This is a genomic window from Enterococcus sp. DIV0703, assembly GCF_051711065.1.
Classification (GTDB): domain Bacteria; phylum Bacillota; class Bacilli; order Lactobacillales; family Enterococcaceae; genus Enterococcus_B; species Enterococcus_B hirae.
In genome coordinates, this window is record NZ_JBIOLX010000001.1 from 72,699 (window position 1) to 94,157 (window position 21,459).

A 21,459-nucleotide genomic window follows, 5' to 3' on the forward strand; every position below is an offset into this window, starting at 1 on the left:
GTGAAAAAGCCTTGTTAATCAGGCATACCTGTTTTTTTAGCTAGTCGAACGACAGGGCTTCTAACCTCTTGACTTCTGTAGAAAAAAATAGTTAATAGGAGAAAGTAAATGACCCAATTAAGCGAAATGTTACAAGAAACGACTCAATTTATTCTAGAAAAGGGCGTAAAAGAAATTGATTTTGGTTTGATCTTAGGTTCAGGTTTAGGAGAGTTAGCGGAAGAAATCGAGGAAGCGATCGTGATTCCTTATGACCAAATCCCATTTTTCCCAACATCAACAGTTGTCGGCCATGCTGGTCAATTAGTCTATGGTACCTTGTCTGGTAAAAAAGTTTTGGCAATGCAAGGACGATTCCATTTTTATGAAGGTCATTCAATGCAAACTGTTACTTATCCTGTGCGGGTAATGGCAGCATTAAAGGCTCATTCGGTGATTGTCACGAATGCAAGTGGTGGGGTAAATGAATCATTTGTTCCTGGCGATTTGATGTTGATTACTGATCATATCAACTTCACAGGTCAAAACCCATTGATTGGTCCTAACGAAGATGAGATCGGTCCACGCTTCCCTGATATGAGCGAGGCGTATACCTTAACTTACCGTGAAGTAGCCAAAGAGGCTGCAAGCCAATTAGATTTGACTCTTAAAGAAGGGGTATATATGGGCTATTCTGGACCAACATATGAAACACCAGCAGAGATTCGGATGTCACGTACGATGGGAGCAGATGCAGTCGGAATGTCCACTGTGCCAGAAGTGATCGTTGCAGCACATAGCGGATTGAAAGTTCTCGGCATTTCATGTATCACTAATTTAGCAGCAGGCATGCAAGCGAACCTTAACCATGAAGAAGTGGTGGAAACAACGCAACGTGTCAAACAATCATTTAAGGCATTGATTAAAGAAGTATTAGTATTACTATAACTGAATCAAGGAGAGTGTCAGATGAGCGTACACATTGAAGCAAAACAAGGAGAGATCGCTGATAAAATACTACTTCCAGGCGATCCTTTACGAGCAAAATATATTGCTGAAACATTTTTAGAAGATCCAGTATGTTACAACCAAGTTCGTGGGATGTTAGGTTTTACTGGAACCTACAAAGGCGAACGTATTTCGGTACAAGGAACGGGGATGGGGATGCCGTCAGCGACGATCTATGCCCATGAATTGATTCATTCATACGGTGTGAAAAAATTGATACGAGTGGGCACATGTGGTGCATTATCTAAAGATGTCCATGTTCGTGATCTTGTTTTAGCTCAAGGAGCAGCTACTAGTTCTTCGATGATCGAGAAAAATTTCCAAGCCTTTCATTTTCCGCCGATCAGTGATTTTAATTTATTGTTGAAGGCGTATGAAATTTCAAAAGACAAAGGATTTACCACACATGTAGGGAATGTTCTCTCGGAAGATTCATTTTATAAAGATGATTCAACAGAAACGTTTAAATTAGCTGAACTAGGTGTGCTAGGTGTGGAAATGGAAGCAGCTGCTTTATACTATTTGGGAGCAAAATATCATGTCCAAACATTAGCAATCATGACAGTGAGTGACCATTTGCTTACCGGAGAAGAAACAACTGCAGAAGAACGACAAACGACATTTAACGAAATGATCGAAGTCGGATTAGAAACAGCAATCGCAGATTAATAAAAGAAGTGAGCGAGTGATTCAATTGAATCGCTTGCCCACTTTTTTTATTTATTATAAATAGTATTTTTTAGCAACTGTCAAGTCATCGTTTAATTCATAAACAAGTGGTTGACCAGTTGGAATTTCAAGATCCATGATATCTTCATCAGAAATTCCTTCGATGTGTTTTGCTAAAGCACGTAGAGAGTTACCATGTGCAGCTACTAAAACAGTTTTGTTGTCTAGTAAAGCTGGAGCAATTTCGTCTTGCCAGAATGGTAAAGCACGTTCTAAAGTAACTTTCAAGTTTTCGCCACCAGGAATATCGCGTTTGTCTAACATTGCATAACGACGATCGTTTGCAGCAGAACCTTCGTCACTTTCGTCCATCAATGGAGGAAGAGTGTCGTATGAACGACGCCAAATGTGTACTTGGTCATCTCCATATTTTTCAGCTGTTTCTTTTTTGTTCAATCCTTGTAATTTACCATAATGACGTTCGTTTAAGCGCCATGATTTGATTTGAGGAACCCAAAGTTGATCTGAGTGTTCTAAAATCAAATTACATGTTTTGATGGCACGAGTTAAAACTGAAGTGTAAGCAACATCAAATTCAATTCCAGCTTCTTTGATTTTGCGTCCGCCTTCTTTGGCTTCTTCGATTCCTTCTGGTGCTAAGTTTACGTCAGCCCAACCAGTAAATTGGTTTAATGCATTCCATTCACTAAGACCATGACGAGAAAAAACTAATTTTGGCATGTTTAGCTCTCCTTTAAAATAGGTTATATTTCTGAAAATTTCAGTTCTGCTTTATTGTACAATTTTTTTGACTAGATTTCCATTGAAAAATGAAGTTAATGAAAGGGAAAATCAGAAGATAGACAGATAAAAAAACAAAAATAATTCTTACAGTGACAGATAAACAGAGGTAGGTGGATCAATGGCTGCACTGTCATTGATCCACCTACCTATTCATTATATACAGTTGATTCGTCTTTAGCAGACAGTCTGCGTTTGTTGCGCCAATCCATTTTTAAATGAAAGAATATCAAGATGTAGGCAGTCGTTTAAGATAATTGCTGAATCTCTTTTTCTGGAAGATTGATATATTTATAACAGGTTCCGACTGATACACCACATTTAGTAGAAATTAATTGGATCGTTTCTTTTTTCTCATAATAAAGCCGACGAATTTTTTTAATTGTTTTTGGATCGATTTTTGGACGACCCCCGATTTTACCTTTTTTACGTGCTTCATCTAACCCGACAAGTGTCCGTTCCTTGATTAAAGAGCACTCCATAATGGCTAATCCTTCCATTAGTTGAAAATAGATTTTCCCCATCGGTGTACGCGTATCGATCTCTTCCTGGATACTAACTAGGTGTAAGCCACGATCTTTGAATAATTGTGTGAGTTCTGTTAGCTGACGAGTAGACTTCCCTAGACGATGAAGTTGACAGATAACTAAAGTATCGCCTTGTCGCATTTCCTTGATTACTTTTTCTAAACAAATATTATTAGACACCGCATCTTTAGACTTGTATGTCTCGTGAAAAATCTCCTGACAACCAAAATTAGAGAGTTGCTCCACTTGTGTTGTAAGATCAACATCATTTATGGTTGTGCGTGCATAACCAATAATCTTCATGGTGATTCCTTTCTAGCAATGATTTTCTGTCTATAGATAACAGTAAAAATGTAGCATAAAGTCCATTGAAAAGATAGTTTTTTTATGTTTTTAAAATGAACTATTTTTGCTAATTTTTATAACTAATATCAGGGTTGTTATTTTTGATGAGGTGAGTCGATAATTGATACGCCTTGTGCGGAGCCGACAACGACTTTTGAAACCATATTTAAAAACAGTCCATGTTCAACGACACCAACCAGTTGATCAAGGTACGTTGCTAAAGCTTCAGGGTCATTGATCACTTCTAAATGTAAGTCAATAATGTAATGACCACTGTCCGTTTTGACTATCTGACCTGTTTCGGTTTGACGTAAAACAGGTTGGTAACCTTTCTCATCAAAGATCCGCATCAATTGTTGAGCGCCATAAGGAATCACTTCTACTGGAAGAGGGAACTGCCCAAGTTGCTCCACTAATTTTGATTCATCAACGATCCAAATGACTTGTTTTGAATACGTAGCAACAATTTTTTCAAAAAGTAATGCTGCGCCACCACCTTTAATTCCTTGAAATGCTTTACTGATTTCATCAGCACCATCGATCGTGAGATCAACTACGGGTACTTCATCAATACTCTTAAGAGGGATACCTAATTTTTCTGCTTGTTCTTTAGTGGCATTCGATGTAGTGACACCAGTGATGTTTAATCCTTCTTCACGCATTCTTCTACCAATTTCTTCTACCATATAATAGGCTGTAGAACCGGTACCCAAACCAACGATCATTCCGTCCTTCACAAATTTAGCTGCTTCAATTCCAGCTGCTTGTTTCAAATTCATCTGTTGTTCCCACCTTTTTTTTCGTCTCTATTCATAGCTATTTTATATTGAATGATTGGAAAAAGATAGCGTCCTTTTTTTAATTTCAAATGGCTAAAAAAAATACATAACACTGGTTGACAGAGTACTTTATTCATGATATCCTAACCAAGGTGCTTTATCTACAGGTCTCTAGTAAAGAGACGTGCTGACTGTTTATCAAAGCATATTTGATAAAGATGCAGAATTGCATTTATTTTTTATCGCAAAAAAAGAACCACCTGGATGTGTGGAACTAGACGCGAATCGTGGGAAGGAGGAAACAAGGAATGCCTACAATTAACCAATTAGTACGTAAACCTCGTAAATCAAAGGTGGAAAAATCTAATTCACCTGCTTTGAACAAAGGATATAACAGCTTTAAGAAAACTCAAACAAACGTGAACTCTCCTCAAAAACGTGGGGTAGCAACACGTGTGGGTACAATGACACCTAAAAAACCGAACTCAGCTTTACGTAAATATGCTCGTGTTCGTTTGTCAAACTTAATTGAAGTTACTGCTTATATCCCAGGGATTGGTCACAACTTACAAGAACATAGCGTAGTATTACTACGCGGTGGACGTGTAAAAGACTTACCAGGGGTACGTTACCATATCGTTCGTGGTGCACTTGATACAGCTGGTGTAAACGACCGTAAACAAAGCCGTTCTAAATACGGTACTAAAAAACCTAAAGCTTAATTTTAATTATTAAACAAATGAAACTTGTTCTTACTATGTTAAGAGAGTAAGGCAATTACTATGAAGAATATTTCGGAAGGAGGAGTTACGGATGCCACGTAAAGGTCCTGTTGCAAAACGTGATGTTTTACCAGATCCTATTTATAACTCAAAATTAGTAACTCGCTTGATCAACCGTGTAATGGTTGACGGAAAACGCGGTGTTGCAGCTAGTATTATTTATAACGCCTTTGATTTGATTAAAGAATCTACAGGTAATGATCCATTAGAAGTGTTTGAACAAGCTATGAAAAATGTTATGCCTGTTCTTGAAGTTAAAGCACGTCGTGTTGGGGGTTCAAACTATCAAGTACCAGTTGAAGTTCGCCCTGAACGTCGTACAACTTTAGCTCTTCGTTGGGTAGTAAACTACGCTCGCTTGCGCGGTGAACACACAATGGAAGAACGCTTAGCAAAAGAAATCATGGATGCTGCAAACAACACTGGTGCTTCTGTTAAAAAACGTGAAGACACTCATAAAATGGCTGATGCCAACCGTGCATTTGCTCATTATCGTTGGTAAGATCCTCTCTGCCTGTTGGGTTAAACGACAGCAGAAAGTCAATTTACAATCGATTTAAATAAAGAGAGGAGTAAGAAAATGGCAAGAGAATTTTCGCTAGAAAAAACTCGTAATATTGGTATCATGGCTCACGTTGATGCAGGTAAAACTACAACAACAGAGCGTATCTTGTACTATACTGGTAAAATCCATAAAATTGGTGAAACCCACGAAGGAGCTTCACAAATGGACTGGATGGAACAAGAACAAGAACGTGGTATCACAATTACATCTGCTGCGACTACAGCGCAGTGGAAAGGTTACCGTGTAAACATCATCGACACACCAGGACACGTAGACTTCACAATTGAAGTTCAACGTTCTCTACGTGTATTAGATGGTGCGGTAACTGTACTTGACTCACAGTCAGGTGTTGAACCTCAAACTGAAACAGTTTGGCGTCAAGCAACTGAGTACCGAGTGCCTCGTATCGTATTCTGTAACAAAATGGATAAAATCGGTGCGGACTTCTTGTACTCAGTAAAATCATTGCATGATCGTTTGCAAGCAAACGCGCATCCAATCCAATTGCCAATCGGTGCTGAAGAAAACTTCACTGGTATCATCGACTTGGTTAAAATGAAAGCTGAAATCTATACAAATGACTTAGGAACAGATATTCAAGAAACTGAAATTCCTGAAGAATATTTAGAACAAGCTCAAGAATGGCGCGAAAAATTAGTCGAAGCTGTTGCTGAAACAGACGAAGAACTAATGATGAAATATCTTGAAGGTGAAGAAATCACACAAGAAGAATTGATTGCTGGTATCCGCCGTGCAACAATTAATGTTGAATTCTTCCCTGTATTAGCTGGTTCAGCGTTCAAGAACAAAGGGGTTCAATTAATGTTGGATGCCGTTCTTGATTACTTGCCTTCTCCAGTTGATATCGAAGCAATCAAAGGGATCGATACAAAAACAGACGAAGAAACAACACGTCCAGCTGACGATGAAGCTCCTTTTGCTTCATTAGCGTTTAAAGTAATGACTGACCCATTCGTAGGTCGTCTAACTTTCTTCCGTGTTTATTCTGGTGTCCTTGAAAGTGGTTCATATGTATTGAACGCTTCTAAAGGCAAAAAAGAACGTATCGGACGTATTCTACAAATGCACGCCAACACTCGTCAAGAAATTGATAAAGTGTACTCAGGTGATATCGCCGCTGCTGTTGGATTGAAAGATACAACAACTGGGGATACATTATGTGCATTAGACTCACCGGTTATTCTTGAGTCAATCGAATTCCCTGACCCAGTTATCCAAGTTGCTGTTGAACCTAAATCAAAAGCAGACCAAGATAAAATGGGTGTTGCGTTGCAAAAACTTGCTGAAGAAGATCCTTCATTCCGAGTTGAAACAAACGTTGAAACTGGTGAAACTGTTATCTCAGGTATGGGTGAGTTGCACTTAGACGTTTTAGTAGACCGTATGAAACGTGAATTTAAAGTTGAAGCAAACGTTGGTGCTCCACAAGTTTCATACCGTGAAACATTCCGTGAAGCAACAAAAGCTGAAGGTAAATTCGTACGTCAGTCTGGTGGTAAAGGTCAATACGGTCACGTATGGGTTGAATTTACACCAAACGAAGAAGGTAAAGGCTTCGAATTTGAAAATGCAATCGTCGGTGGGGTCGTTCCTCGTGAATACATCCCTGCTGTTGAAAAAGGACTAGAAGAATCTATGAATAACGGTGTTCTTGCTGGCTATCCATTAGTGGATATCAAAGCAAAACTTTACGATGGTTCATACCATGACGTCGATTCAAATGAAACAGCCTTCCGTGTTGCTGCATCTATGGCTTTAAGAGCTGCTGCAAAACACGCACGTCCTGTTATTTTAGAACCAATGATGAAAGTAACGATTACTGTTCCAGAAGATTACTTAGGTGATATCATGGGACACGTAACTAGCCGACGCGGTCGCGTTGAAGGTATGGAAGCACATGGTAACTCACAAATCGTTAATGCGATTGTTCCATTGGCTGAAATGTTCGGTTACGCAACAACATTGCGTTCAGCAACTCAAGGACGCGGTACATTTATGATGGTATTTGACCACTATGAAGATGTTCCTAAATCAGTCCAAGAAGAAATCATTAAGAAAAACGGCGGTAAAGCTGAATAATTTCTTAAAACAAGATCGTCTGTTTGACAGATTATCTAAAGAGACTGTATTTTTAATATAGTTTCGTGTAAAATAATTATCGATGATATGGGCATGTGATAGACTTTTGGTTTATCACATACCTATCAGACAAATAAAAAATATATTGTATTTTTAGGAGGACATTTTAAAATGGCAAAAGAAAAATTTGACCGTTCTAAACCACACGTTAACATTGGTACAATCGGACACGTTGACCACGGTAAAACAACTTTAACAGCAGCAATCACAACTGTACTATCTAAGAAAAACGGCGGCCAAGCTATGGCTTACGATCAAATCGATGGTGCTCCAGAAGAACGCGAACGCGGAATCACAATTTCAACAGCTCACGTTGAGTACGAAACTGACACTCGTCACTACGCTCACGTTGACTGCCCAGGACACGCGGACTACGTTAAAAACATGATCACTGGTGCTGCTCAAATGGACGGAGCTATCTTAGTAGTATCTGCTGCTGATGGTCCTATGCCTCAAACTCGTGAACATATCCTATTATCTCGTCAAGTTGGTGTTCCATACATCGTTGTATTCTTGAACAAAGTAGATATGGTTGACGACGAAGAATTACTAGAATTAGTTGAAATGGAAGTTCGTGACTTATTAACAGAATACGAATTCCCTGGTGACGATGTTCCTGTAGTTGCTGGTTCAGCTTTGAAAGCTTTAGAAGGCGACGCTTCATACGAAGAAAAAATCCTTGAATTGATGGCTGCAGTTGACGAATATATCCCAACTCCAGAACGTGACAACGACAAACCATTCATGATGCCAGTCGAAGACGTATTCTCAATCACTGGTCGTGGTACTGTTGCTACAGGTCGTGTTGAACGTGGACAAGTTCGCGTTGGTGACGTTGTAGATATCGTTGGTATCGCAGAAGAAACAGCTCAAACAACAGTTACTGGTGTTGAAATGTTCCGTAAATTATTAGACTACGCTGAAGCTGGAGACAACATTGGTGCTTTACTACGTGGTGTTGCACGTGAAGACATCCAACGTGGACAAGTTTTAGCTAAACCAGGTACAATCACACCTCATACAAAATTCTCTGCAGAAGTATACGTGTTGACAAAAGAAGAAGGTGGACGTCATACTCCATTCTTCACTAACTACCGTCCACAATTCTACTTCCGTACAACTGACGTAACAGGTGTTGTTGAATTACCAGAAGGAACTGAAATGGTTATGCCTGGCGACAACGTAACAATGGAAGTTGAATTAATCCACCCAATCGCTATCGAAAACGGTACTAAATTCTCAATCCGTGAAGGCGGACGTACAGTTGGTGCCGGTGTCGTTACTGAAATCAAAGCTTAATCTTTGATCAACTGAATTGTAAGCAACATTGTATTCGGACAATAAAAAGTCATGGTGTCATTAGACATCATGGCTTTTTTTATGGCTTATTTTAAACTTTATTGAGTAAATGAAAGCATTTTGTTTGACAAAAGGAAAAAAAGATGTTGACAAAAAAACGTTCCCTCGATAAAATTAAAGCGTTAACATATTTATTTTTCATGTGACTAGATCATACTAGGCATGGGAAGATTCCGTCGATAAGGAGACTTTGGTGGAATTTTTCTATGCTTTTTTTGTTGTCAAGCTTAAGATTGATAAAGGATGATTGGTCCATGAAGTAACTTTAATTCTGCAGAAAAAGGGTTATTATTATGAAAATCAAAAAGATTTTTAATCAAAATGCGGTCTTAGTCGATGACGATGGACAAGAAAAGGTCGCAATTGGTAAAGGTGTTGGATTCGATAAAAAGCGCAATGACTTGATTTTTCATCGAGAAATTGAGCGGATGTTTGTGATGGAGCCAGAAAGTCAAATGAAACTACAAAGTTTGCTGAATCAAATTGACGAAAAGTTTCTTTTTGCCGCTGAACACATCATTGATCATGCAGAAACAGTTTTAATGAAAAAGCTGAACGAGCATGTGTTGATCGCGTTAACGGATCATATTGCTTTTGCTGCTGAAAATATTCGTAATGGAATTGTTATTCGAAATAAATTACTGCGAGAAATCGAGGCGCTGTACCACGAAGAATTTAGTATTGCGCAATGGGCAGTTGATTATTTGAATCACACTTTAGCTATTCCTTATACATATGATGAAGCGGGTTATATAGCGATACATATCCATAGTGGTCATAGCGGACAAACTAGTAATCATCGTAGCATTCGCGAAGTCACGATCGTGTCGGAAATTATCCAGTTGATTGAAAAAGAGCTGAGGATCGATATCCATTCCGAACAAATGGCACTGAATTATTCTCGTTTAGCAAACCATCTTCGGTTGTTGATCCAACGGTATCACAATCAGCAGTATGCGGTCTTAGACGAGGAGATTATTGAGATAGTCAAACGAAAATATTCAGGAAGTTATGCAGTCGCAAAAAAAATTCGAGTACTTTTAACTAAACAATATCAAATGTCTATTACAAGCGAAGAACTTGGTTATTTAGTTATTCATATCGAACGCTTGCGAGGGACAACAGAATAGGAGAACAAAATGAAAACATACTTACAACGAATGGGACGTTCCTTGATGTTACCAGTAGCAACCCTACCAGTAGCTGCTTTATTCATGGGGATTGGTTATTGGATCGATCCGACTGGTTGGGGTGGCAATAACATTTTTGCCGCTTTTATGATCAAAGCTGGAGGAACAGTCTTAGATAATTTAGGAATCATTTTTGCTGTTGGGTTAGCATTGGGGATGTCTAAAGACAAAGATGGTTCATCAGCATTGGCAGGATTGATCGCCTTTTTAGCACCAGTCACATTAGTCAATAGTGCTTCTGTCGCATTGTTTACTAAAGTGGATGTTGAAAAAGTGAATATCGCTTTTGATGCAATCAATAATAAAAATGTATTTATTGGAATTTTGGCAGGCTTAGTCGCTGGTGCGATGTATAATCGCTTCAGCGGAGTTAAATTGCCAATGGCGTTGTCTTTCTTTAGTGGAAAACGAGCAGTACCGATCGTAACAGCTGGTTTAATGGCAATTATTTCTGCTTTATTGATTTTTGTTTGGCCACCAGTTTATGATACATTGGTTAGTTTCGGTGAATTGATCTCTGGAATGGGCGCGTTAGGTGCTGGTCTATATGGCTTCTTCAACCGTTTGCTGATTCCAACTGGTTTACACCATGCACTGAACAATGTTTTTTGGTTCAATTTAGCTGGAATTGATGATATCGGTAAATTCTGGGCAAGTGAAGGGGTAAAAGGAGTCACCGGTATGTACCAAGCTGGATTCTTCCCGGTCATGATGTTTGGGTTACCTGCTGGTGCACTTGCTATCTATCAATGTGCGCGACCAGAAAAGAAAAAAGTGACTGCATCTTTGATGTTAGCTGCCGCTTTCGCTTCTTTCTTTACAGGAGTGACTGAACCGTTAGAATTTTCATTTATGTTTGTCGCTTGGCCATTGTATGTCGTTCATGCTGCTTTAACAGGGATTTCGATGTTTATCGCAGCAACCTTCCATTGGACAGCGGGCTTTAATTTCAGCGCCGGCTTTATTGATTTCTTCTTAAGCTTACGTGTACCTATTGCCAATCAACCATTAATGCTATTGGTATTAGGCTTGGCGATGGGTGTGATTTATTACTTTACATTTTTATTTGTCATCAAAAAATTCAATTTGATGACGCCGGGGCGTGAAGAAGATACTGGAGTTGCAGAAAATGGGGAAGTAGGAACAGTGCCAACTGGTGACAATCGATTTGCCACGCTAGCTAATCAACTTTATCTAGCATTAGGTGGTGCAGCGAACGTTGTTTCCATTGACAATTGCACGACACGTTTACGCTTGTATGTAAAAGATACGGCAAAAGTTGATCAAGGGAAAATCAAAGCGACTGGCGTTCCAGGTCTGAAAGTAATTGATGCTAAAAATATTCAAGTGATCGTTGGAACGGAAGTCCAATTTGTTGCAGATGAAATGAAAAAAATTCATGGAAGTAGTGGCAAAGGAACTGTTCAGTCCACGCCTACTGTGACAACCAAAACAGTCGTTGATCCACAAAACCAAGATATTTTTGCGGTAGCAAATGGGAAGCTAATGCCAATCACAGAAGTGGCAGATGATGTCTTTTCACAAAAAATGATGGGAGACGGGTTTGCGGTTCTACCAACGAATGGCGAAGTGTTTGCTCCAATCGCTGGTACGATTATCAATATTTTTCCAACGAAACATGCAGTTGGTATCAAAACGGAATCAGGAATTGAAGTTCTCTTGCATATGGGGATCGATACCGTGAACTTAAAAGGAGCGCCTTTTACGATATACGTTGAAGAGGGACAAAAAGTTGCACGTGGTCAATTAATTGCAACCATGGACTTGGTGGCACTACAATCGGCAAACAAACAATCAGATCTGATCGTTGCTTTTACCAATGGTGAAAAAGTGGCGAAGCTAACGATGGATGCTAGTGGGGTAGTTAAAGCAAATGCTGTGATTGGTCATGTTAAGAGTAATTAAGGAAGAAAACTACTGACACCAATCAATAGTCACTTATTTTCATCGTTTCGTCTATTTATCACTTTTATGTACTCTGATGTCTCATGTAAAACACCGAAGACAGGTTTTTGCCTGCTTCGGTGTTTTTTGTCTTTTTTGCTACTTTTTGTAAACGCTTTTAAAAATGTCCAGAGTAATGGACAGAACAAAAAATGAGTTGTCAGAAAATTCCGTTATAGTATAAACAAGGAGGTTGAACAAATGCAGCTAAGCAAAAGAGAGAAAGAAATGGTCGAATACTTTGTTAAACATGGCTTATCCCTTACAGCTCAGGAGTTAGCTGAATTTGCCCATGTTTCTACGAAAACGGTCTACCGTACGATTAAAAAGATAAATGATGTGTCTGAAACCGGGGAAATCATTTTGGCAGAGGCAGGCAAAGGATTTCGGTTAGACTACGATAAATATTTAAATGTGAGTGCAACGCATAATGAAAGTCGAACGAGTCAAGGACCTTTGGAAAGAAGAAATGCGATTTTGCTTAATTTGTTGTTTAAGGCACCCAAGAAGTTATTAATCAATGAATTGTTCCATCCGTATTATGTCAGTGATCCGGTAATTAGTAATGATTTGGCTAAGATCAGTTTATTTTTAATGAAAAACCACCTCCAACTTAAACGACAAGGTACCCGAATTGGTATCGAAGGAACAGAAAAACATATTCGTAAAGTAGTGAATATGCTATTAAGTATCCATTTATTGGAAGATAAAAAAGTGGTTCCTAGTCACCCAATGATCAGCTCATTTGATATCAATTTTATTACTTCGATCGTTGAGTTTATCGAACAAAAACTAGTCAGCCGAATTGCCTATCCACATGCAATGAATATTTTTTCTCATATTTATATCTTAGTCAAACGCTTTCGTGAAGGGGTCGTGTATTTAGAAGAAGATACGTGGGATTTAGATGAAGAAGATCAGGCGCTGATCCATTATAACCAGGAACTGTACCAACTATCAAAGCAAGTCATGCTCAAATTAGGTCAATATTTAAATACGACTCTCCCTGAAAGTGAAACTTTTTATCTTTTTCAATACTTGATTTCCTCCAGGATCGAAAATGGTTCGATTAAACATCAAAATATCTCAAATGAAGCTGAAGAAATCACCCGTTTTTTTTCTGCTACGATGAGCCGGCTCATGGGAGTGGCGATTGATCAAGAACGAAACCGACATGATTTGTATAGTCACATTCAGCCGCTATTGTATCGATTAAAACATGAGATCACAATCAAAAATGATTTATTGCAAGACATTGAATTAGAGTACCAGGAAACGTTTCAATTAGTAGAATTTGTCAGTAAAATGGTCCAAAAAAAATTTCATACAAACCATATATCCAAAGATGAAATTGGATTTTTAACATTATACTTTGTGAGATACAAAGAGTTAGCCCCAATAAAAAAACGTGTATTGATCATGTGTAGTAGTGGTGTTGGAACTTCAGAACTATTGAAAGTCAAAGTAAAAAAAGCCTTTCCTGAATTAGAGATTATCGCTGTTTTATCTTCTCGGCAGTACCAGAAAAACCAAGCGGAATTTAGTAAGATCGATTTGATTTTAACAACGGTTTGTTTGAATGAGCCACCGAAGATTCCCACGATATTAGTAAACTCAGTATTTACCAAGCAAGACGAAAAACGTGTGAAGCAAATGTTAGGAGAGATGTGAAATGGTTACAAAACAGGTAATGTCAGAATTTAGTATCGCAAATGTGATTACAGAAAAACTGATACGCTTAGAAATGAAAGCGAAAACAAAAAAAGAAGCGATTCTCGAATTAAGTGAATTACTAAAAGAAAACGGCATTATCAAAGATGTTGATGATTTTTCATCAGATGTCTTTCAACGGGAGAAAGAAGGAATCACAGGGATTGGAAACGGAGTGGCGATTCCCCACGGAAAATCGGCGAGTGTCATTCAGACTTCTTTGGTTGTGGGTAAAGTCGAGACCCCGATCCCTTGGGAATCATTAGATGAGCAGCCTGTAAAGGTCATTATCTTATTTGCAGTAAAAGATACAGATGCCAATACCGTTCATATCAAATTGTTACAAAAAGTAGCAATGTTATTAGCAGAAGATACCATTATCGAAAAAATGAATCAGGCAACTAGTAAAGCAGAATTAATGGAACTATTATCAAAAGAACCAACTGTCTAAAAGAAAAGGAGGAAGGAAAAATGAAGATCGTCGGAGTAGCAGCCTGTACTTCAGGAATTGCACATACGTATATTGCCAAACAAAAATTAGAAAAAGCAGCAAAAGCATTAGGACATGAAGTGCACATCGAAACACAAGGAACAATTGGTACAGAAGACGAGTTATCGAAGGAGGAGATCAAGCAGGCAGATGTCGTCATTATAGCAGCAGATATCAAAATTGGTGGCAAGGAGCGGTTCGAAGGAAAAAAAGTGATTGAGATTCCTACGAACATGGTCATTAAAGCACCGAAAGGGTTGATTACTAAAATTGAAGAAGAACTCAGTAAAACATAAAAGGAGAGGAATTGGATGCTTCGTCAACTACAATTAAAAAAGCATGCACTGACAGCTATTTCATACATGTTACCAGTTGTTGTGACCGCTGGACTCTTGATCGCTATTGGGAATTTAACAGGTGGGCAAGTCATCAATGATTATCAAACGTCTTATTCTGTACCCGATGCCTTAGTTTCTCTAGGGGTTTTGGGCATGGGATTATTGGCTCCAGTGATTTCTGCAGCGATTGCCTATTCCATTGCCGATCGCCCAGGGATTGGTCCAGGTTTGTTTATGGGGTTAATTGCCAATGCCATTGGCGCAGGTTTTTTAGGTGGTATGTTAGGCGGTTACTTGGTGGGGTTCTTTGTCCTATTATTGGTGAAATATCTCAAAGTTCCTAAGTGGGCACAAGGATTGATGCCGATGATGATCATCCCACTGTTAGCGACCCTTAGTATCGGTTTATTGATGTTTTTCGTGGTAGGTGTACCGATTGTTTGGGCAACAGAAGCGATGACCGATTTTTTACAAGGACTACAAGGTTCTGGGAAATTCCTCTTTGGGTCAATTGTCGGTGGAATGGCTGCCTTTGATTTTGGTGGACCAGTCAATAAGGTAGCCTCATTGTTTGCTGATGGGATGCTTTTGGAAGGTGTGCAAGAACCAGAAGCTGTGAAAGTGTTAGCGTCAATGGTTCCGCCTTTCGGTGTCACCATTTCATGGGTTTTATCTAAGTTATTTCGGCAAACAAAATATTCAAAAGAAGAAGAAAACAACATTAAGATTGCTTTTCCGATGGGACTTTGCATGATTACGGAAGGCGTTATCCCCTTAGCGGCAGTTGATCCGCTTCGTGTGATCATTTCGTGTACAGCTGGTGCAGCGATTGGCGGAGGTTTGAGTATGTCGTGGGGAATTGGGTCACCAGTTCCTTCTGGTGGGGTCTTTATTATCCCAGCAATGACGGATCCGTTGAAGTTTACCTTTGCCTTATTGATTGGTTCTGCAGTTACCGGCATTCTATTGTTTGTTTTGAAAAAGGCGCCAGCTGAACACCCTGTCGTAGAGGAAGAAGAGGAAGAAGTAGATTTTTCTTCTATTAAATTATCTTAAAAACTGTAGGGAGAAGGATTTGATATGTATGTGTCAATGAAAGAGATGCTCAAAAAAGCAAATCAAGAAAACTATGCTGTCATGGCGATCAATTGTTTTAATCTAGAAACAGCAAAAGCAACGATCCAAGCTGCTGAGGAATTACATGCGCCGATCATCATAGATTTATTGCAAGATCACTTAAAGCAACACATCAATTATCATTATTTAACGAAGCCCATCATCCGTATGGCACAGGATGCCAAAGTCGAAGTAGCGATTAATCTAGATCATGGTCAAGACATCGCATTTGTCAAACAGTGCTTACAAGAAGGATTTTCCAGCGTCATGATGGATGCTTCGATGTATCCCTTGGATCAGAATATCGAAATAACGAGAGCGATGGTTCAATTTGCCCAAACGTATGATGCGAGCGTAGAAGCAGAAGTAGGAAATATGGGGGCAGTCACAGGCGACCATTTTACAGATGATGCCATGTGTACGGACCCAGCAGAAGCAATCCGATTGATCAATGAAACGGGTGTGGACTGCTTAGCGATTTCCTATGGCTCCAGTCACGGAGATTATCCTAAAGGGTACAAACCACGTTTTCGTTTCGATATTGTCCAAGAAATAAAAGAGAAGACTCAACTTCCGTTAGTTTTACATGGGGGGTCAGGAGCGGGAAAAGACAACATTCGCCAATCCATTGAGTTAGGAATCAATAAGATTAATGTTGGTTCTGATTTTATGAAGGCGCAACAACAAAGATGCCAACAGCTTCTACAACAGGAGCCAACGATCGAATACCCCACTCTCATCCAACAAACAGTCATAGCAGGAAAAGAGTTAGTTCAGCAATACATTCAACTATCAGGTTCAACCAATAAATCATAGAAATGGAGAAAATAGACGATGTTAATCAATATGAATCAAATGTTAGAAATTGCCAAGGAAAATCATTTTGCAGTAGGGGCGTTTAACGTTGCTGACAGCAACTTTTTACGAGTAGTCATTGAGGCGGCAGAAGAAAATGATGCACCCGCAATCATTGCAGTCCATCCGACAGAATTAGACTTTACCAAAGATGAGTTTTTCCAATATGCAGTAAGCCGAGCGAAAAACAGCGCTGTGCCTTTCGTTATCCATATGGATCATGGCGATAGCTTAGCAAGTATCATGCGAGGGATTCATTGTGGGTTTAGTTCAGTTATGATCGACGGCTCCTTGTTGCCATTTGAAGAAAATATTGCACTAACAAAAGAAGTGGTAGATGTTTGCCATAAGATCGGGGTCTCAGTTGAAGGCGAACTAGGAACGATTGGTAACACGGGTACTTCAGTAGAAGGCGGTGTATCGGAAGTCATTTATACGAAGCCGGAAGATGCACAGGAATTTGTGGAACGTACAGGAATCGATTCGTTAGCGGTGGCAATCGGAACCGCTCATGGTATCTATCCAAAAGATGTCAAGCCAGCATTGAAAATGGATGTTTTAACAAGTATTAAAGAAAAAGTAACCATTCCGCTAGTTTTACATGGAGGATCTGCTAACCCAGACGAAGAAATTGCAAAAGCAGTGCAAATCGGTATTCAGAAAGTCAATATTTCATCCGACTATAAATATGCTTTTTATAAAAAGTGTCGTGAGATCTTAGCTACAACAGAGCTATGGGATCCAAATGCCATTTATCCTGAATGTATCGCAGCAGCAAAAGAAGTGGTGAAGCAAAAGATGGAACTCTTCCATTCAATCAACCAAGCAAAAGTCTATCGTCAAGCGAATATTCAACCTTGGCGACAAGAACAGAACTAAAAAAAATAATCCAAACTTTGTTTTTCAAGAAAAGTGTATGGCTTAGATCGTCTATCACTTCCGATAGTTAATAGAATAAAAAACCGTAGAAACCAACATGATTGGGGGTTCTGCGGTTTTTTTGAATAACTGAAGATAGGCGAACTACTATAGGAAGGAAGTTTAGTAGAAATAAAATGTGACATTTAAGGATAAGAGGCATCTAAAGTTATCTAAATGAAAACTTATGAAAACAAATTGTTTTTTACAGGAAAAAAGCCTTGCTTTGTGGATTTATATATATTATAATTACAAAGGTGCGTTTACCTAAACGTAAATGTCACAGACGTGATCTATAGGATTTCGTCGGCTAAGAAACGAGAGGTTGCGACACGCCCGGACGCTTTGCCACGAACGAGCGTGACGGAAATTTTCGTGGAGCTATGTCTACTTTTCAAAATAGGCGAAGGAGGGAACAAGATGGCAAAACAAAAAATTCGTATCCGTTTAAAAGCGTATGAACACCGTATTTTAGATCAAGCGGCGGATAAAATCGTGGAAACTGCAAAAAGAACTGGAGCTAGCGTGTCTGGTCCAATTCCATTACCAACTGAACGCAGTCTTTACACAGTTATTCGTGCGACTCACAAATACAAAGATTCACGCGAACAATTCGAAATGCGTACACACAAACGTCTTATCGACATTGTGAACCCAACACCAAAAACTGTTGATGCTTTGATGAAGCTAGACTTACCATCTGGTGTTAACATCGAAATCAAACTATAATATTAAAATAAAATTAATGGAGGTGTACTCATGACCAAAGGAATCTTAGGGAAAAAAGTGGGAATGACACAAATCTTCACTGAATCTGGCGAATTAATTCCAGTAACTGTTGTAGAAGCTACTCCAAACGTAGTGCTACAAGTGAAAACAATGGAAACTGATGGCTACGAAGCTATTCAAGTTGGTTACCAAGATATGCGTGAAGTTTTATCAAACAAACCTGCGAAAGGTCATGTTGCAAAAGCAAACACGGCTCCTAAGCGCTTCATTCGTGAATTCAAAAATGTTGAGCTAGGAGAATATGAAGTAGGAAAAGAAATTACAGTAGATGTTTTCCAAGCAGGAGACATTATTGATGTAACAGGTACTACGAAAGGTAAAGGATTCCAAGGGGTTATCAAACGTCACGGCCAAAGCCGCGGACCAATGGCTCACGGTTCTCGCTACCATCGTCGTCCTGGGTCAATGGGTCCAGTTGCACCTAACCGTGTATTCAAAAACAAACGTCTTGCTGGCCGTATGGGTGGCAACCGCGTAACAATCCAAAACTTGGAAGTTGTTCGCGTTGATGCAGAAAGAAACGTTATCTTAATTAAAGGAAATGTTCCTGGAGCTAAAAAATCATTAATCACTATCAAATCAGCTGTGAAAGCTAAATAATAGTAGGAAGAAAGGAGGAACTAAGGAATGCCGAATGTAGCATTATTCAAACAAGATGGAAGCCAAAACGGTGAAATCACACTTAACGAAGAAATCTTCGGAATTGAACCAAATGAAAGTGTTGTTTACGATGCAATCGTTATGCAACGTGCGTCATTAAGACAAGGAACACATGCGGTTAAAAACCGTAGTGCTGTTCGAGGCGGTGGACGTAAACCATGGCGTCAAAAAGGAACTGGTCGTGCTCGTCAAGGATCAATCCGCTCACCACAATGGCGTGGAGGTGGCGTAGTCTTTGGACCAACACCACGTTCTTACAGCTACAAACTTCCTAAAAAAGTTCGTCGTTTAGCAATGAAATCTGTATTGTCAGAAAAAGTTGCTGAAAACAACTTGGTAGCAATTGAAGGATTAAGCTTCGATGCACCAAAAACAAAAGAATTTAAACAAGTTCTTGCTAACTTATCTATTGACTCTAAAGTATTGGTTGTTCTAGAGAATGGTAACGACTTTGCTGCTTTATCAGCACGTAACTTACCAAACGTAACTGTAGTAACTTCTGATAACGTAAGTGTTCTAGATGTTGTTTCAAATACAAAAGTGTTAGCAACACAAACTGCTCTTACTCAAATTGAGGAGGTGCTTGCATAATGAACTTACTAGACGTAATCAAACGCCCAGTGATCACTGAAAAAACAATGCTTGCCATGGATGACAAGAAATATACTTTTGAAGTGGACACTCGTGCAAACAAAACTTTAGTAAAACAAGCGGTTGAAGCTGCTTTTGACGTAAAAGTTAAAAACGTGAACATCGTGAACGTACGTGCGAAATTCAAACGTATGGGCAAATATGCAGGATATACAAAAAAACGTCGCAAAGCGATCGTTACATTGACTGAAGATTCAAAAGAAATCCAATTATTCGAAGCTGCTGAATAAGCACTTACTAGATAACTCATTAAATTAGGAGGGAAAAACGTGGCGATTAAAAAGTACAAACCTACCTCAAATGGTCGTCGTAACATGACAGGTTCTGATTTTGCTGAAATCACAACATCAACACCTGAAAAATCATTGTTACAACCATTGAAAAACCATGCTGGACGTAACAATAACGGCCGCATCACTGTACGTCACCAAGGCGGCGGACACAAACGCCAATATCGCGTGATCGACTTCAAACGTAACAAAGATAACGTTGTTGCAACTGTTCAAACGATCGAATACGATCCAAACCGTTCAGCTAACATCGCGTTAGTACACTATGAAGATGGAGTGAAAGCTTACATCTTAGCACCAAAAGGACTACAAGTTGGAATGAAACTTGTTTCAGGTCCAGATGCAGATATCAAAGTCGGAAATGCTCTTCCTTTAGAAAACATTCCAGTTGGTACTGTTATCCACAATATTGAAATGAAACCTGGTAAAGGTGGACAATTAATCCGTTCTGCTGGTACAAGTGCTCAAGTACTTGGTAAAGAAGGCAAATACGTATTGATCCGCTTAAACTCTGGTGAAGTTCGTATGATCTTAGCTGCTTGCCGTGCAACAATCGGTTCAGTAGGTAACGAACAACACGAATTGATCAACATCGGTAAAGCTGGACGCTCTCGTTGGATGCGTAAACGCCCAACTGTACGTGGTAGCGTAATGAACCCTAACGATCACCCACACGGTGGTGGTGAAGGTAAAGCTCCTATCGGACGTAAAGCACCAGTTTCTCCTTGGGGACAACCAGCACTTGGTTACAAAACTCGTGATAAAAAAGCTAAATCAGACAAACTTATTGTTCGTCGTCGTAAAAATAAATAATTTCTTTGACCATGTGTCGCACATTTTGAGAGGAGGTTCACCATGGGTCGTAGTTTAAAGAAAGGACCTTTCGTTGATGAGCATTTAATGAACAAAGTTGAAGCTCAAGCAGGGGTTGAAAAGAAAAAAGTTATCAAAACTTGGTCTCGTCGTTCGACCATTTTCCCAAGTTTTGTTGGATATACCATCGCAGTATACGATGGACGTAAACACGTACCAGTTTACATCCAAGAAGATATGGTAGGACACAAACTAGGTGAATTCGCACCAACAAGAACTTATCGTGGCCATGCTGCAGACGATAAGAAAACGAAACGCTAATTGAGGGGAGGATAAAACCAAATGGCAGAACAAATCACATCAGCTAAAGCAACTGCAAAAACAGTTCGCACTTCACCTCGAAAAGCCCGTTTAGTAATTGACCTTATCAGAGGTAAAAGTGTTGCGGATGCAATTTCAATCTTGAAATTCACACCAAACAAATCTGCTGGAATCATTGAAAAAGTATTGATGTCAGCAGTTGCGAATGCAGAAAACAATTTTGACTTAGATGTTGAAAACTTGGTAGTATCTGAAGCATTTGTTAACGAAGGACCAACAATGAAACGTTTCCGTCCACGTGCAAAAGGATCAGCTTCTCCAATCAACAAACGTACAAGTCATATCACGGTAGTCGTATCAGAAAAATAAGGAGGGATAA

General features: G+C 39.3%; 24 protein-coding genes. 21 read left to right on the forward strand and 3 right to left on the reverse strand.

Annotated features, from left to right (window positions below):
* The first annotated feature begins 108 nt into the window (after positions 1-108).
* Together IGK81_RS00350 and deoD are read left to right on the forward strand one after the other, a co-directional pair.
* Entirely contained in the window at positions 109-927 is an 819-nt protein-coding gene (locus tag IGK81_RS00350; protein ID WP_010736792.1) for a purine-nucleoside phosphorylase, read from the forward strand.
* Between the two features lie 21 nt (positions 928-948).
* Entirely contained in the window at positions 949-1,656 is a 708-nt protein-coding gene (deoD, locus tag IGK81_RS00355; protein ID WP_034697702.1) for a purine-nucleoside phosphorylase, read from the forward strand.
* A gap of 54 nt (positions 1,657-1,710) precedes the next feature.
* Here deoD and gpmA read toward each other — a convergent pair whose 3' ends face one another.
* The 3 genes from gpmA to rpiA all read right to left on the reverse strand — a co-directional run bounded on the left by gpmA (position 1,711) and on the right by rpiA (position 4,108).
* Positions 1,711-2,397 carry a 2,3-diphosphoglycerate-dependent phosphoglycerate mutase gene (gene gpmA, locus IGK81_RS00360; protein WP_010720464.1) on the reverse strand — a complete coding sequence of 229 codons (687 nt, stop codon included), beginning with the start codon at positions 2,395-2,397 and terminating at the stop codon, positions 1,711-1,713.
* 308 nt (positions 2,398-2,705) lie between these two features.
* Positions 2,706-3,287, reverse strand: a complete 582-nt coding sequence (locus IGK81_RS00365; RefSeq protein WP_010720463.1) for a recombinase family protein — start codon at positions 3,285-3,287, stop codon at positions 2,706-2,708.
* A gap of 137 nt (positions 3,288-3,424) precedes the next feature.
* Positions 3,425-4,108 carry a ribose-5-phosphate isomerase RpiA gene (gene rpiA / locus IGK81_RS00370; protein ID WP_010736793.1) on the reverse strand — a complete coding sequence of 228 codons (684 nt, stop codon included), beginning with the start codon at positions 4,106-4,108 and terminating at the stop codon, positions 3,425-3,427.
* A gap of 308 nt (positions 4,109-4,416) precedes the next feature.
* On the opposite strand from rpiA, the gene rpsL reads away from it, so the two are divergent.
* The 19 genes from rpsL to rplV all read left to right on the forward strand — a co-directional run bounded on the left by rpsL (position 4,417) and on the right by rplV (position 21,449).
* Positions 4,417-4,830, forward strand: a complete 414-nt coding sequence (rpsL, locus tag IGK81_RS00375) for a 30S ribosomal protein S12 (protein WP_002294318.1) — start codon at positions 4,417-4,419, stop codon at positions 4,828-4,830.
* A 91-nt stretch (positions 4,831-4,921) separates the two neighbouring features.
* Positions 4,922-5,392, forward strand: a complete 471-nt coding sequence (gene rpsG, locus IGK81_RS00380; protein ID WP_010720461.1) for a 30S ribosomal protein S7 — start codon at positions 4,922-4,924, stop codon at positions 5,390-5,392.
* 78 nt (positions 5,393-5,470) lie between these two features.
* Positions 5,471-7,555: an elongation factor G gene (fusA, locus tag IGK81_RS00385; RefSeq protein ID WP_010720460.1), complete on the forward strand. Its 2,085-nt coding sequence runs from the start codon at positions 5,471-5,473 to the stop codon at positions 7,553-7,555.
* 171 nt (positions 7,556-7,726) lie between these two features.
* The gene (tuf, locus tag IGK81_RS00390; protein ID WP_010720459.1) at positions 7,727-8,914 is read left to right on the forward strand and encodes an elongation factor Tu; all 1,188 of its coding nucleotides are present in this window, start codon (positions 7,727-7,729) and stop codon (positions 8,912-8,914) included.
* Between the two features lie 353 nt (positions 8,915-9,267).
* Positions 9,268-10,104, forward strand: a complete 837-nt coding sequence (locus IGK81_RS00395; protein ID WP_010736794.1) for a PRD domain-containing protein — start codon at positions 9,268-9,270, stop codon at positions 10,102-10,104.
* A gap of 9 nt (positions 10,105-10,113) precedes the next feature.
* Positions 10,114-12,090, forward strand: a complete 1,977-nt coding sequence (gene nagE / locus IGK81_RS00400; RefSeq protein WP_034697705.1) for an N-acetylglucosamine-specific PTS transporter subunit IIBC — start codon at positions 10,114-10,116, stop codon at positions 12,088-12,090.
* 240 nt (positions 12,091-12,330) lie between these two features.
* Positions 12,331-13,800 (forward strand): BglG family transcription antiterminator, encoded by a 1,470-nt coding sequence (locus IGK81_RS00405; protein WP_438757322.1) that lies wholly within the window; start codon positions 12,331-12,333, stop codon positions 13,798-13,800.
* 1 nt (position 13,801) lies between these two features.
* Positions 13,802-14,290 (forward strand): PTS sugar transporter subunit IIA, encoded by a 489-nt coding sequence (locus IGK81_RS00410; RefSeq protein WP_034697711.1) that lies wholly within the window; start codon positions 13,802-13,804, stop codon positions 14,288-14,290.
* A gap of 20 nt (positions 14,291-14,310) precedes the next feature.
* Positions 14,311-14,625: a PTS fructose transporter subunit IIB gene (locus IGK81_RS00415; protein ID WP_010736797.1), complete on the forward strand. Its 315-nt coding sequence runs from the start codon at positions 14,311-14,313 to the stop codon at positions 14,623-14,625.
* A gap of 15 nt (positions 14,626-14,640) precedes the next feature.
* Positions 14,641-15,723 (forward strand): PTS fructose transporter subunit IIC, encoded by a 1,083-nt coding sequence (locus IGK81_RS00420; protein WP_126342725.1) that lies wholly within the window; start codon positions 14,641-14,643, stop codon positions 15,721-15,723.
* A gap of 24 nt (positions 15,724-15,747) precedes the next feature.
* Positions 15,748-16,599, forward strand: coding sequence for a class II fructose-bisphosphate aldolase (locus tag IGK81_RS00425; RefSeq protein WP_010720452.1), 852 nt, complete (start codon positions 15,748-15,750; stop codon positions 16,597-16,599).
* An 18-nt stretch (positions 16,600-16,617) separates the two neighbouring features.
* Complete coding sequence (locus IGK81_RS00430; protein WP_034697718.1) at positions 16,618-17,517, forward strand: ketose-bisphosphate aldolase; 900 nt, start codon at positions 16,618-16,620, stop codon at positions 17,515-17,517.
* 459 nt (positions 17,518-17,976) lie between these two features.
* Positions 17,977-18,285 carry a 30S ribosomal protein S10 gene (gene rpsJ, locus IGK81_RS00435; protein WP_010720450.1) on the forward strand — a complete coding sequence of 103 codons (309 nt, stop codon included), beginning with the start codon at positions 17,977-17,979 and terminating at the stop codon, positions 18,283-18,285.
* A 30-nt stretch (positions 18,286-18,315) separates the two neighbouring features.
* Complete coding sequence (rplC, locus tag IGK81_RS00440) at positions 18,316-18,945, forward strand: 50S ribosomal protein L3 (protein WP_002290445.1); 630 nt, start codon at positions 18,316-18,318, stop codon at positions 18,943-18,945.
* 27 nt (positions 18,946-18,972) lie between these two features.
* Positions 18,973-19,596: a 50S ribosomal protein L4 gene (gene rplD / locus IGK81_RS00445; RefSeq protein ID WP_010720449.1), complete on the forward strand. Its 624-nt coding sequence runs from the start codon at positions 18,973-18,975 to the stop codon at positions 19,594-19,596.
* Complete coding sequence (gene rplW / locus IGK81_RS00450) at positions 19,596-19,886, forward strand: 50S ribosomal protein L23 (protein WP_034697734.1); 291 nt, start codon at positions 19,596-19,598, stop codon at positions 19,884-19,886. The genes rplD and rplW overlap by 1 nt, the downstream gene beginning before the upstream one ends.
* Before the next feature lie 39 nt (positions 19,887-19,925).
* Complete coding sequence (gene rplB / locus IGK81_RS00455; protein ID WP_010720448.1) at positions 19,926-20,759, forward strand: 50S ribosomal protein L2; 834 nt, start codon at positions 19,926-19,928, stop codon at positions 20,757-20,759.
* A gap of 42 nt (positions 20,760-20,801) precedes the next feature.
* The gene (rpsS, locus tag IGK81_RS00460) at positions 20,802-21,080 is read left to right on the forward strand and encodes a 30S ribosomal protein S19 (protein WP_010720447.1); all 279 of its coding nucleotides are present in this window, start codon (positions 20,802-20,804) and stop codon (positions 21,078-21,080) included.
* Positions 21,081-21,101: 21 nt separating this feature from the next.
* Positions 21,102-21,449 (forward strand): 50S ribosomal protein L22, encoded by a 348-nt coding sequence (gene rplV / locus IGK81_RS00465; RefSeq protein WP_002288657.1) that lies wholly within the window; start codon positions 21,102-21,104, stop codon positions 21,447-21,449.
* Positions 21,450-21,459 lie beyond the last annotated feature (10 nt).